The sequence below is a fragment of the Mycolicibacterium fluoranthenivorans genome (assembly GCF_011758805.1).
GTDB classification, from domain to species: Bacteria; Actinomycetota; Actinomycetes; order Mycobacteriales; family Mycobacteriaceae; genus Mycobacterium; species Mycobacterium fluoranthenivorans.
On record NZ_JAANOW010000002.1, the window covers coordinates 745287 to 758474 of the forward strand.

The 13188-nt window shown below is 68.4% G+C and carries 12 protein-coding genes; 2 read left to right on the forward strand and 10 right to left on the reverse strand.

Translation table 11 applies throughout. The features are described 5' to 3' along the window. Positions 1 to 37: 37 nt before the first annotated feature. The 3 genes from FHU31_RS21570 to FHU31_RS21580 are packed head-to-tail and all read right to left on the reverse strand — an operon-like array spanning position 38 to position 3553. Complete coding sequence (locus FHU31_RS21570; protein ID WP_167162296.1) at positions 38 to 1027, reverse strand: methyltransferase regulatory domain-containing protein; 990 nt, start codon at positions 1025 to 1027, stop codon at positions 38 to 40. Positions 1028 to 1085: 58 nt separating this feature from the next. After that, positions 1086 to 1976, reverse strand: coding sequence for a diacylglycerol kinase (locus FHU31_RS21575; protein ID WP_167162298.1), 891 nt, complete (start codon positions 1974 to 1976; stop codon positions 1086 to 1088). Continuing rightward, complete coding sequence (locus FHU31_RS21580) at positions 1973 to 3553, reverse strand: FAD-binding oxidoreductase (protein WP_208411272.1); 1581 nt, start codon at positions 3551 to 3553, stop codon at positions 1973 to 1975. Before FHU31_RS21580 ends, FHU31_RS21575 begins: the two co-directional genes overlap by 4 nt. A gap of 20 nt (positions 3554 to 3573) precedes the next feature. On the opposite strand from FHU31_RS21580, the gene FHU31_RS21585 reads away from it, so the two are divergent. Both FHU31_RS21585 and FHU31_RS21590 read left to right on the forward strand, forming a co-directional pair. Beyond that, the gene (locus tag FHU31_RS21585) at positions 3574 to 4158 is read left to right on the forward strand and encodes a TetR/AcrR family transcriptional regulator (RefSeq protein ID WP_167162302.1); all 585 of its coding nucleotides are present in this window, start codon (positions 3574 to 3576) and stop codon (positions 4156 to 4158) included. After that, positions 4155 to 5663, forward strand: a complete 1509-nt coding sequence (locus FHU31_RS21590) for a glycerol-3-phosphate dehydrogenase/oxidase (RefSeq protein ID WP_167162304.1) — start codon at positions 4155 to 4157, stop codon at positions 5661 to 5663. The genes FHU31_RS21585 and FHU31_RS21590 overlap by 4 nt, the downstream gene beginning before the upstream one ends. A gap of 18 nt (positions 5664 to 5681) precedes the next feature. Here FHU31_RS21590 and FHU31_RS21595 read toward each other — a convergent pair whose 3' ends face one another. From FHU31_RS21595 to FHU31_RS21625, 7 genes are all read right to left on the reverse strand, one after another. Then, positions 5682 to 6326 carry a dihydrofolate reductase family protein gene (locus tag FHU31_RS21595; RefSeq protein WP_167162953.1) on the reverse strand — a complete coding sequence of 215 codons (645 nt, stop codon included), beginning with the start codon at positions 6324 to 6326 and terminating at the stop codon, positions 5682 to 5684. 84 nt (positions 6327 to 6410) lie between these two features. Continuing rightward, positions 6411 to 7832, reverse strand: a complete 1422-nt coding sequence (locus FHU31_RS21600) for an acyl-CoA carboxylase subunit beta (RefSeq protein WP_167162306.1) — start codon at positions 7830 to 7832, stop codon at positions 6411 to 6413. Positions 7833 to 7866: 34 nt separating this feature from the next. Continuing rightward, on the reverse strand, positions 7867 to 9120 hold the full coding sequence (gene kasB, locus FHU31_RS21605) for a 3-oxoacyl-ACP synthase KasB (protein ID WP_167162308.1): 1254 nt from the start codon (positions 9118 to 9120) through the stop codon (positions 7867 to 7869). Positions 9121 to 9146: 26 nt separating this feature from the next. Then, positions 9147 to 10397, reverse strand: a complete 1251-nt coding sequence (gene kasA, locus FHU31_RS21610; RefSeq protein ID WP_167162310.1) for a 3-oxoacyl-ACP synthase KasA — start codon at positions 10395 to 10397, stop codon at positions 9147 to 9149. Then, on the reverse strand, positions 10394 to 10687 hold the full coding sequence (acpM, locus tag FHU31_RS21615; RefSeq protein WP_167162312.1) for a meromycolate extension acyl carrier protein AcpM: 294 nt from the start codon (positions 10685 to 10687) through the stop codon (positions 10394 to 10396). The genes kasA and acpM overlap by 4 nt, the downstream gene beginning before the upstream one ends. An 82-nt stretch (positions 10688 to 10769) precedes the next feature. Further along, on the reverse strand, positions 10770 to 11675 hold the full coding sequence (locus tag FHU31_RS21620) for an ACP S-malonyltransferase (RefSeq protein WP_167162314.1): 906 nt from the start codon (positions 11673 to 11675) through the stop codon (positions 10770 to 10772). 128 nt (positions 11676 to 11803) lie between these two features. Next, positions 11804 to 13090 (reverse strand): PucR family transcriptional regulator, encoded by a 1287-nt coding sequence (locus FHU31_RS21625; protein WP_167162316.1) that lies wholly within the window; start codon positions 13088 to 13090, stop codon positions 11804 to 11806. Between the last annotated feature and the right edge of the window lie 98 nt (positions 13091 to 13188).

Sequence of the window (13188 nt, forward strand, 5' to 3'; positions counted from 1 at the left end):
TGCCGACGGTATCCGAAAGGTGGCCCGATGCGATGCGCTACCTGGTGAACACGCCCGGGGTAATCGGATCGCCGATGGGCGCAACGGAATTCAGTCGATAGCGGACGAGTCCGCGGACGAGCAGCATCTGCAACAACGTGTCGATGCGGGTCTGCAGGTCCGCCGGCACCTCCAGCCCGGCCGCGGCGAGGCGGTCCCGGGTCGACGCGGTGAGTTCGGGCCAGGCCACGGTGTGCGGCCACCGTGCCGACAGCACGTCGATGGCGGCTTTCACGCCGTGATCATTGGTGTAGATCTGCTGGGTACCGGCCGCACCGTAATGCTGGGTCGTATGGTCGAACCGGGTGAACCCGTCGGCCACCGGGAGGCTGCTGGCGAAGTGCAGCGCCGGGAATCGATCCGGGCCGATGTCGTAGCGGATCCGCGCGGCACGATGCGCATGCACCAGCAGTGACTGCCGAAACGTGCGGTGACGCACGAAATCCAGGCACTGCTCCAGTTCGAGCTGGCTCTGGCATCCGTCGATCAGTTCCTGGGCGGTGTCCTCGTGGTGGTCGGCGGCGTACATCGTCTCGGCTCGGGCGTCGGCCAGGTAAACCAGGTCGTAGGTGTCCAGATGCTCCACGAAATCGACGAAATAGCACGGCGTGATCGAGGAATCGTGGCGCGCTTCCCCGAACTCCCAGCCGGGTTGGACGTGATAGCTGACATAGGCCACGCCCTGTGGGGCCAGCGCCGTGCGAATGGTCGCGAGGATGGCGTCGCGCATGCGTGCGGGCACCCCGCTGTAGACACCGTGGCAGATGACGAAATCGAACTGTCCCAGTACAGCCAGATCCGCCGCCGAAGGCAGCAGATCCGCGGCGGAGGCGATCTCCAGAATGCGTGCGCCGGCCACCGGTGGCGGATCGACCCCGAAGAGATGCGCCACGGCTGCGAGATGGTCGGGTGACGTCGCCGGGCGGACCGAAGAACCGCATGGGGCCTCGTCGTCGTCGGCGCGCCACCGTCGCGTGGCTGAGTTCACGACATCCTCCTGTCCTGGCAGGAGATCGTTGCACGCGTGGCTGGCAACCACCCGGAAGTTAGCTGCGGAGCAGCTTCAGTGCGTGCGGCACCGCCGACACCGTCACCGGAAGTGGACAGGCGAAGTCGCCATCGGCATAGGCGTTGATGCCGGGGGAGTCGACCACCACGGCGGCCGCCCGCTTGGTGGTGACCTCGGGGAGATTGACGTGGGTGCCCTTGAAGACGGTGGGGAACAGCCGGATCAGTTTGGTGCGCGACGCGGAGTGCACCATCGTGATGTCGAGCAAGCCGTCGGTCGGGTCGGCCCCCGGGCAGATCAGCATGCCGCCGCCGTAGCTGCGGGTGTTGCCGAACGCGGCCAGGGTGAGTTCGGTGACGACCTCCGGCCCGTCGTCGAAGGTGAGCCGGAACGGCAGCAGCCGCAGCCGGGACAGCTCCGCGACCATGGCGACGTTGTAGCGCATCCGGCCGTGCGGCCAGCTCATCCGGTTCGTGCGGTCGCTGACCAGCGAATCGAAGCCCGCTGCCATCACCGTTCCGAACCACGTGACCGCACCCGTGGCATCGACGATGCGGCCCAGATCGACGGTCTGCGTCTTCCCGTCGGCTACTACGTCGGCGGCCGCCTCGGGATCGCCGGTGGGGATGTGGAATTCACGGGCATGGTCGTTGCCGGTACCCGCCGGGATGATCCCCAGGGGGACGTCACCGAGGGCCAGTGCCTGCAGCGCCACCGAGATGATGCCGTCGCCGCCGACCACGACGAGCGCGTCGGTGCCGCGGGCGAGTTCGTCGTCGACGAGCCGGCGGGCGTGCGTGGCGTCGGTGCCGACGATCTCGCACACGTTGATCCCGCGCTGCTGGAATCGTGCGATCGCGCGCTCGGCGGCATGTGGTGCGTTGCCGTGTCCCGACGCGGGGTTGGTCAGGACGGTGATCCTGTTCACGGAATCAGCTTGCCGGGGTTGAGGATTCCCGCGGGGTCGAGCACCGCCTTCACCGCACGCAGCACCTCCACGCCCAGATCGCCGATCTCGTCGCGCATCCACGGGCGGTGGTCGGCGCCGACCGCGTGATGATGGGTGATGGTCGCCCCGGTACGGACCATCGCCTCCGACGCTGCGGTCTTGGCCGTGTTCCACTGTTCGATCGGGTTGCCGCGCTGGGCGGCCACGACGGTGAAGTACAGCGAGGCTCCGGTGGGGTACACGTGCGAAATGTGACACATCACCAGCGCCGGCGTGCCGGATTCGGCCAGTGCGCCGGTCAGGGCGTCGGTGACCGCGGCCTTCAGCGCGGGGATGTTCGACCACGACGTGGCGGTCTCCAGCGTCTCGCACAGCGCACCCGCCGCCAGCAGGGAATCCCGCAGGTAGGGGGCACCGAAGCGGCCGTGCTCCCAGGCCCGGGCCGGGGCCTCGCCCAGCGACGTGCCACCGAGGGCGGCCAGTACCGCACGGGTCTCGTCGTGCCGGCTCTCCGCGTGCGCCGCCGACCCTTCGAACACGGTGATCGCCAGGCATCCGCCGGTCACGCGCTGCTCCCCGATGCTCTCGGTGGTGGCCAGGTTGACCCCGGTCTCCACCTCATCGGACAGCCGGATCACCGTCGGGCCGGTGCCGGTCTGGGTCACCGCGCGCAACGCGGCGGCGCCGGTGGTGAAATCCGGGAACGACCACGCTTCGTAGCGGGTGCACTCGGGTACCGGATGCACCCGGACCCGGACGGCGGTGATGATCCCGAAGACGCCTTCGGAACCGACGATGAGCTGGCGCAGATCGGGGCCGGCCGCCGAGGCCGGGGCCCGGCCGAGATCGAGTACACCGGCGGGCGTGACGACGCGCAGACCGCGGACCATATCGTCGAAGCGACCGTAGCCGGCCGAGTCCTGGCCCGAGGACCGGGTGGCGGCGAACCCGCCGATGGTGGCGAATTGGAAGCTCTGCGGGAAGTGGCCGAGGGAGAAGCCGTGCTCGGCGAGCAGCCGTTCGGCGTCGGGTCCGGTGACACCGGCCTGCAGCACCGCCTCGCCGGAGATCTCGTCGACGCTGAGCAGCCGGTCCAACCGGCGCAGATCCAGCGACACCACCGCGGCCAGGCCGCCGCGGTCCGGGTCGAGGCCGCCCACCACGCTGGTGCCGCCGCCGAACGGGACGACGGCGATGCGCTGCCGCGCGCAGTACTCCAGGATGGCGGCGATCTCCTCTTCGGAACCCGGTAGCAGGACCGCATCGGGGGCATCTTGAACGCCGGTGTCCTTGCGCCGCAACAGGTCCAGAGTGGACTTGCCGCCGGCCCGCAGGAGCCGGTCCTGGTCGTCCACGCGGTAGTGGCCGGCTCCGACGATCGCTTCCAGCGATGCGCGATCGGCGGGTGTCAGCCGGGACGGGCTGAGCGTCACCTGCTCGGCGGTGATGTCGGCAGTGTCCGATTCCTCGATGCCCAGCGCCTGCTTGAGCAGGGCCCGGATCCCGCCGGACAACGGTTTGGCCGCTGCGGGATCGCCCCAGGCATTCCACTTCATCATGCGTTACAGTATTACACATGATGTCAATCAGTAACGACGACGGCGGTGAATCGCTGGCCGACCGGATCCTGGATGCCGCCGCCAGTTGTGTGCTGGCGTTCGGCATCGAACGGGTGACCCTTGCCGAGATCGCCCGCCGCGCCGGCGTGAGCCGGCCGACCGTCTACCGGCGCTGGCCCGACACCCAGTCGATCCTGGCCGCGTTGCTCACCGCCCGGGTCACCCGGGTGCTGGTGGACGTGGGTGAGCGCGGGGTGGGGCGCGCCGACCTGGTGGCGCGGATGGTGGCGGTGGCGCAGCGGCTGCGCCAGGACGAGATCGTGATGTCGGTGCTGCACACCGCGCCCGAGCTGGCCATGGTGTACATCGCCGAGCGCCTGGGCACCAGCCAGCAGATCCTGATCGACGCGCTCGCCGGTCAGCTCAAGCTGGCCCAGGAGCACGGCAGCGTGCGCGCCGGCGATCCCCGGCAGCTGGCCGCCATGTGCCTGCTGATCACCCAGTCGGCGGTGCAGTCCGCGCAGATGGTCGCCCCGATCCTGGACACCGAGGCGCTGGCCGTCGAACTCCAACACGCCCTGAACGGATACCTCAAGCCATGAGTACCGCACTCAACGCCGCGCGCCGCCGCGCCGAACTCGCCGCGCTCGCCGACACCGCACTGATCGACGTCGTCGTGATCGGCGGCGGTATCACCGGTGCCGGTATCGCACTCGATGCGGCCAGCCGTGGCCTGTCCGTGGTGCTGGTGGAGAAACACGACCTGGCCTTCGGTACCAGCCGGTGGAGTTCGAAGTTGGTGCACGGCGGCCTGCGCTACCTGGCGACCGGCAATGTGGGGATCGCCCGGCGCAGCGCCGTCGAACGCGGAATCTTGATGTCGCACAACGCCCCTCACCTGGTGAAGGCGATGCCGCAGCTGGTGCCGCTGTTGCCGTCGATGAGCCGGGCCTCCCGCGCGCTGGTGCGCGCCGGATTCGTCGCCGGGGACGGACTGCGCAAGCTGGCCGGTACGTCGGCCTCGATCCTGCCGCGGTCGCGCCGGGTGGACGCCGCCCGCGCGGTACAACTCGCCCCGACGGTGCGCCGCGACGGCCTCGACGGCGGCTTCCTGGCCTTCGACGGGCAGCTGATCGACGACGCCCGGCTGGTCACCGCGGTCGCTCGCACCGCCGCCGGACATGGTGCCGTCATCCTGACCCGGGTGTCGGCGTCGGCGGCGACCGGGACGTCGGTCACACTGACCGACGAACTCACCGGCGAGACCTTCGGGCTCACCGCCCGCGCCGTCATCAACGCGGCCGGGGTCTGGGCGGGCGAGGTGGATCCGTCCCTGCGGCTGCGGCCCAGCCGGGGTACCCACCTGGTGTTCGACGCCGCGGCGTTCGGTAATCCCACTGCCGCCCTGACCATTCCGATCCCCGGTGAGCTGAATCGCTTCGTCTTCGCAATGCCCGAACAACTCGGTCGGGTGTACCTCGGACTCACCGACGAGGAGGCGCCCGGGCCGATTCCCGATGTCCCGCAGGCGACCCCGCAGGAGATGACGTTCCTGCTCGACACGGTGAACACCGCGCTGCAGACCGCCTTGGAGCCCGGGGATGTGCTCGGTGCCTACGCCGGACTGCGTCCGCTGATCGACACCGGGGAAGGCCGGACCGCCGACGTCTCCCGCGAACACGCCGTCACCGAATCGTCGTCGGGGGTGATCAGCGTGATCGGCGGCAAGCTCACCGAATACCGCTATATGGCCGAAGACGTGCTGGACCGGGCCGTCGCGCTGCGCGGCCTCACGGCGGCACCATGCCGGACCAGGAACCTGCCGCTGGTCGGCGCTACCCGGGAAGCCGTTGCCGGACTGCCGCATTCACTAATCGCCCGGTTCGGCGCCGAGGCGGTGGAGGTGCTCGCCGGTGCGACCTGCGCCCAACCCGCCGAACCGGTCGCCGACGGCATCGACGTGCTGCGTGCGGAGTTCGAGTTCGCGGTGACCCACGAGGGCGCCCTGACGGCCGAGGACATCCTGGACCGCCGGACCCGGATCGGACTGGTGGCGGCCGATCGCGCACGAGCGGCCGCCGTCGCGGCGGAGTTCCTCGTCGACTGAAGCGCGGGTACCAGACCCTCAGCGCCGCCAGAACAGGTGATGGGTGACACCGCTCGGGCTGGGCACCACATCGCAATGGAATCTGTCGCGCAGCTCGTCGGGGGAGTCCCACAGCCGGGATCCGCTACCGAGGGTGAACGGCGACACCGCGACGTGCAGGGTGTCGACCAGATCGGCGTCGAGGAACTCCCTGATGGTGGTCGCCCCACCACCCAGCCGCACATCCTTGCCCCCGGCGGCCCCGCGGGCCATCTCCAGCACAGACGCCGGGTCAGCGTCGACGAAGTGGAAGGTGGTGTCCGACAAGGTGAATGACGGGCGTGGGTGATGGGTCAGCACGAACACCGGGGTGTGGAACGGCGGTTCGTCACCCCACCAGCCCAGCCAGTCCTGATCCGCCCACGGGCCGCGATGGGGGCTGAACTTGTTCCGTCCCATGATCTCCGCGCCGATGTTGTTCGCGAAATCTCGGGTGAGGTAATCGTCGAGGCCCCGGGTACCGCCGGGGTCGGTGCGGTTGGGCCAGCTGGCCGTCGCACCCGCCCACGCGAACATGGTGCCCGGGTCGGCGTGGCCGAACGGCCGCTCGAAGCTCTGCCCCTCGCCGGCACCGAAGCCGTCCTCTGAGACGTTGAAGTTCTGGACTTTCAGCAGCTGCACCATGACCAGTAGACCCGGTCCGCCGGCAAAACTCATCGAAACGACGAATGGCCCGGGAGATCCTCCCAGGCCATTCGTGGACAGTGCTTACAGCGGGATGTTCTTGTGCCGGCCGCGCCGGTGCGGGGCCTCGGCCAGTGCCTGGGTGATCACGCTGCGGGTGTGCGCCGGATCGATCTTGGCGTCCACCACGCCGATCTCGATCGCGGAGTCGACGCCACCGGCGATCCGTTCGTGCTCCAGCGCGAGTTCCTCGTGCAGGGCCTCGCGGTCTTCGGGAGCGGCGGCTGCCAGCTTGCGCTTGTGCAGGATGCCGACGGCGGCCTTGGCGCCCATCACGGCGACCTCAGCCTCCGGCCAGGCGAACACCTTGGTGGCGTTCAGCGAACGGGAGTTCATCGCGATGTACGCGCCGCCGTAGATCTTGCGGGTCACCAGGGTGACCCGGGGCACGGTGGCCTCACCGAACGCGTGCAGCAGCTTGGCGCCGCGGCGCACCACGCCACCCCACTCCTGGTCCACACCGGGCAGGTAGCCGGGCACGTCCACCACGACCACCAGCGGGATGCCGAACGCGTCGCACAGCCGCACGAAACGGGCCGACTTCTCGGCGCTCTCGGAGTTCAGGCAGCCGCCCAGGCGTAGCGGGTTGTTGGCGATGACGCCGACCGAGCGCCCGGCCAGCCGGCCCAGACCGACCACGATGGACGGAGCCCACCGGGACTGGAACTCCTCGAACGGGGCGTCGTCGTCGAGTAGGGCTTCGATGATCGGATGCACGTCGTAGGCGCGCCGCGCCGACTCGGGCATCAGGGCCTTGAGGTCGGTATCGCCGGCCTCGGCCTTGCTGCGGTCGAAATGGCCCTGCTGGGAGAACAGCCCGACCAGGCGACGGCCACGCTCGTAGGCGTCGAGCTCGTCGTCGGCGACGATATGGCACACGCCGGACTTCTTGTGATGGGCTTCCGGACCGCCGAGGGACACCATGTCGACGTCCTCACCGGTCACGCTGCGCACCACGTCCGGGCCGGTGACGAACACCTTGCTGTCCGGCGCCATCACGATGACATCGGTCAGCGCGGGGCCGTACGCGGCGCCACCGGCGGCGAAGCCGACGACCACCGAGATCTGCGGGATGTAACCCGAGGCGCGGATCATCGCCTCGAACACCAGGCCGACCGCGTGCAGCGCCTTGACGCCCTCGGCGAGCCGGGCGCCGCCGGAGTGCCAGATACCGACGATCGGGGTCTGCTCCTCAATGGCGAGGTCGTAGGCATTGGCGATATGGGCGCAACCCTCGATGCCCATCGCACCACCCATGACGGTGCCGTCGGTGCAGAACGCGACGGTCTTCACCCCGTTCACGGCACCGGAGGCGGCCAGCACACCGGACTTGTCGCGCTCGTGCAACAGCTCCACGGTGCCGTCGTCGAAGAACGTCGACAACCGCAGCAGCGGATCGCGAGGATCAAGGGATTCGGCAGCCGTCTCTGGGGCCATGGTCGTCATCTGGGTTCTCCTTGGTCTCGCGGTGAGCGCGTCGTCAGTATCGGCCGAAGGCGAGGGCGACGTTGTGCCCGCCGAAACCGAACGAATTGTTGATGGCGTACTGGTAGTTGCCCTGCCGCGGTTCCCCGGCCACCACGTCGAGGTCGATCTCCGGATCCAGGTTCTTCAGGTTCAGCGTGGGCGGTATGACGCCGTCACGCAAGGCGAGCACGGTCAGGATCGACTCGACCGCTCCGACTGCGCCGACCGAATGACCCAGTGCCGACTTGGGTGCGTAGACCGCGGGGCGGTGGCCGCCCATGGCCTTGTTGATCGCCACGCCCTCGGCCACGTCACCGACGCTGGTGCCGGTCGCGTGCGCGTTGATGTGATCGATATCGGAGGGCTGCAGCCCGGCCAGCTGCACCGCCCGGCTCATGGCGTAGCCGGCCTGCTCGCCGTTGGGATCCGGCGCGACGATGTGGTAGCCGTCCGAGGTGACGCTGGCGCCCATGATGCGGGCCAGGATGTTGGCGCCGCGGGCCTTGGCATGCTCCTCGGTCTCGATGACGAGCATGGCGCCGGCCTCACCGAAGACGAATCCGTTGCGGTCCCTGTCGAACGGGCGACAGGCCCCTTCGGGATCGTCGTTGCTGTTGGACAGCACGATGCGCATCTGAGCGAAGCCGGCGATCGGCACCGCCTCGATCTGGGTTTCCACCCCACCACAGATGGCGATATCGGCCTCACCGAGCACGATGTTGCGCCAGGCGTTGGCGATGGCTTCCGAACCCGAGGCGCAGGCCGAGATCAGGGTGCTCACCCCGGCCTTGGCCTTGCGCTCGAGACCGATGGCGGCCGCAGCCCCGTTGGGCATGTACATCTGCACGACGAGCGGGGAGACGGCCCGAAGACCGCGTTCCCGCATCCCGTCGTAGGCGAACACCAGTTCCTCGGCAGAGCCCAGTCCGGTGCCGACCGACACCATCAGCCGGCGCGAGTCGACGTCGGGAGACCCGGCGTTCTCCCAGACCCGACGCCCCAGCACCGTCGACATCTTCTGGAGGTAGGACAGCCGGCGCTTCTCGACGCGCGTCAGGTCGTCCTCGAAATCCTCCAGGAGATGTCCGCCGATGCGGACCGGAAGGTCGTACTGCTCGACGAATGGATCTTCGAGCTTCCGGATCCCGCTCTCCCCATTGAGCAGCTTCTTCCAGGTGTTCTCGGCATCGGTCGCCAACGCGGTCGACATGGCAATGCCAGTGACCACCACGTTGGGCAGACCGTTCCCCGTCGAGACTCCCGCCATGAACTGAGCTTTCCTTTCCTACCTACTCAGTACCGCCCGAAGGCCAGTGCCACATTGTGGCCACCGAACCCGAATGAGTTGTTGATGGCGTACTGGTATTCGCCGTATCGAGGCTCGCCCGCAACGACATCGAGATCGATCTCGGGGTCGGGCGTCTCATAGTTGAGCGTCGGCGGGATGACGCCGTCGCGCAGAGCCAGCACCGTCAGGATGGATTCCAGGGCGCCGACGGCGCCGATGGAGTGACCCAGTGCGCCCTTGGGTGCGTATACCGCGGCATGTTCCACCCCGGCGACGCGCAGGGCGTTGGCCTCCGCGGTGTCACCGATCGGGGTGGCCGTGGCGTGTGCGTTGACGTGGTCGATGTCCTTGGGCGACAGGCCTGCCGTCTCCAGCGCGCGCTTGATCGCCGCGCCGGCCCGCTCGCCGTCCGGCGCCGGAGCGACCATGTGGAACGCGTCCGAGGTGATGCCTGCACCGAGCACCCGGGCCAGCGGCTTGGCGCCGCGGGCTTTGGCGTGTTCCTCGGTCTCCAGGATCAGCACCGCACCGGCTTCGCCGAACACGAACCCGTCGCGGTCCTTGTCGAACGGACGCGACGCACCGGCCGGGTCGTCGTTGCGGGTGGACATGGCGCGCATCATCGAGAACGCCGCGATCGGCAGCGCCTCGATACCGCCCTCGACGCCACCGCATACCGCGATGTCGGCGTCACCCATGACGATCTGACGCCAGGCGTGGGCGATGGCCTCGGAGCCGGAGGAACACGCCGAGACCGGGGTGATGACGCCGGCACGGGCCCCGAGTTCGAGACCGATGACGGCGGCAGCGCCGTTGGGCATGATCATCTGGACGGCCAGGGGCGACACCTTGCGGGGGCCGCCCTCGTTCATCGCGTCGTAGGTCTCGACGATCTTCTCGCCGCCACCGAGGCCGGTGCCGATCACGACCGAGAAACGATCGGGATCGACCTCCGGCCGACCGGCGGTGTCCCACAACTGATTGCCGATGTACTTGGCCATCCGCTGGACATACGACATACGCCGCATCTCCAGCCGGGTCATCTTTTCGTCGAGGTTCTCGACGAGATGGCCGCCGATGCGTACCGGAAGGTCCCACTTGGTGACGAAATCGTCCTCGAGGACGCGGATTCCGCTCTCGCCGGCCAGTAGGCCCTTCCACGTGCCCTCGATGTCCGCAGCGAGGGAAGTAGTCGCCGTGACGGCGGTCACCACAACGCTGGGGAAACCGCCGTTAGCAGTGGAAGGTCGGGTCACTTCGAGAACTTATCGCGCAGCGCGGCGGCAGCCTCGGGGTTCTCTTCCTCGAGCTTCTGGATGTAGCCGACGACGTCACCGACGGTGCGCAGGCCGGCCAGATCCTCGTCCGGGATCTTCACGCCGTACTTGTCCTCGGTCTGCACCGCGATCTCGACCATCGACAGCGAGTCGATGTCCAGGTCGTCGACGAAGCTCTTCTCCATCGTCACCTCAGACGGCTCGATACCGGTGACCTCTTCGATGATCTCGGCAAGACCGGCGATGATTTCTTCTTGACTGGCGGCCACGATGGCTCCTTCTGTTTCTTCGGTTGCTCCACTCCGGCTGTCGGAGTGTTGGTGGAACGTCTTCGGTTATGACACCCGGGGATCAGAGCTCGGCGAGCCCATCCAGGTCTGAGGGGGCTTTCACCGCATAGGTCGGTGTGCCTTTCAGTTCTCGTTTGGCGATGCCGACGAGCGTCCCGGCGGGCGGGAACTCGACGATCGCCGTGACCGCGAGACCCCGCAGGGTCTCGTTGCACAGGTCCCAGCGCACCGGCCGGGTCATCTGGGCGACCAGCTTGGCCATCGCGTCGGCGGCGTCGGCGACGGGCTTGCCGTCGGCGTTGGACAGCAGCGTCCTGGTCGGTTCGGCGGTCGCCACCTCCGCGGCCGCGGCGGCGTAGCCCTCGGCGGCGGGCGCCATGTAGTGGGTGTGGAAGGCGCCGGCGGTGGCCAGGACCCGGACCCGGGCCTTGGCCGGCGGATCCTCGGCGAGCTTCTCCAGCGCGGCGATCGCACCGGCGGCCACGATCTGACCGGCGGCGTTGCGGTTGGCGGGGATGAGGTCAAATCGAGCGAGGGCTTCAAGTACAGCGGCTTCGTCGCCGCCGAGCACGGCGGCCATCCCGGTGGGCTCCAGCGCGCAGGCCTTGGCCATCTCGGCGCCGCGGGTGGCGGCCAGCTTGATGGCGTCGTCGGGGGAGATTACACCGGCGATCGCGTAGGCCGCGATCTCGCCGACCGAGTGACCGGCGATGGCCGCATCACCGGAGAGCAGGCCGGCCTTGGTGACGTGCTCGTGCGCCAGCAGGGTGGCGGCCACGACCAGCGGCTGGGTCACCGCGGTATCGGTGATCTCCTCGGCGGTGGCGGTGGTGCCCAGCCGGGCCAGGTCCAGTCCGCTGATCGCCGACCATGCGGCCAGGCGCTCGGAAGCCCCGGGCAACTCCAGCCATGGGCTGAGCATGCCGGGGGTCTGGGATCCCTGTCCGGGAGCAAGCAATGCAAGCACGGCTCTAAGAAAACACTGTGAAGTCGTCTCTGTGCCGTGTAAGAGATTATGAACCTTGTCTTATTCTTTTGTGGAGTTTCCACAAAAGTGCACGTGATGCGACCGCGCCGAGACCAGGCTGCGATCTGTCACGTCGGAATCTGGCTGTCCGTATTCGCCGATTGGCCTGAGAATGTCCCGTTCGTACTGCCGTTTGACCCGTTGAAGTGGCCTGAATCACGCCGTAGCCGACCCACCGTGATGGCCACCCGCAACACGTACGCGTCGCGCGGGACCGTCGGATCGCGGCCGGTGAAGTCGGTGATCCGTTTCAGGCGGTAGCGGACGGTGTTTGGATGAACCGTCAATTTGCGTGCGCAAGCTTCTATGGCGCCGCCGGAGTCCAGATACGCGTCGAGGGTCTGCGTCAATGCGGGGTCGGCATCGCCGAGGGGGCGCATCACCTCGGTCTCCAGTGCGGCCAGCGCGATGGCATCGCCGAGCAGCGCCCGTTCCGGCAGCAGCTCGCGAGCGGCCACCGGTCGCGGCGCACCACCCCAGCCGGTGACGGCACGCATCCCCGAGATGGCCTCGGCAGCACTGCGGTGCAGCGTCAGCAAGCTCGGCGCGGTGGGGCCGATCACCACCGGGCCGTTGCCGAACACCTTCATCAGCTCCGAGAGAAAGCGGTCGGTCTGGGACAGCGGCCCGGAGACGATGGTGACCAGCCAGGTGCCGTGCACATCCGACAGGGCGGTACGGCCGTTGCGCAATGCCACGTCGTGCACATCGCCGCTGACCAGGTCCAGGCGGTCCGGGTGGGGATAGCCCACGATCACGGTGGCGGATGCGGTGGCATCCCAGTTCAGGGCGGCGGCCTGGGACTGCAGGGCCGGGCCGGCGTCCCCGCGGACCACGGCGTCGACGATATTGGCCTCCATCCGGCTGTCCCAGGCGCCCCGCGCCTCGGCCTGATCGGCATACGCCGTCGCGGCGGCGAAGGCCAGATCGCGGCTGTAGCGCAGGATGCCCGCGGTCAGGGCGGTCAGCTGTTCGTCGGTGCGGGCCAGCAGCGGCACCACTTCCTCGAAGAACTCCATGGTGACCCGCACCATCTCGACGGATTGGCGCAGCGCCACCCGTCTGCGCAGGTCTTGGGGGACGACCTCGAAAGCCTGGGCGGTATAGCTGATATCGCTGGTGGGGTCGCGCATCCACTCGACGAAGTTGATGACCGCGGTCTGGACCACCAGCTGCACGCTGGCGCGCTGGGAGGCCTCCAGGTCGGAGAAGCCCGGCAGTCGCTCTTCCAGGGCGTGCACGGCCTCGGTGGCCAGCCGGCCCGAATACTGCTTGAGCCGGCGCAGCGCGGACTCCGGCACGCTCTGCAGCACATCCAGCGTCGATGCGGGCGGAACGGTCCGTTTGTCGGGCATGGATAAAATCTACGCTTCTCTTTTGTGAGAGACGCACCGCGTTTGTGCGGTTTCATACGCGACACGCCGGGCGAGGCGTATGAAACCGCACAAACGGA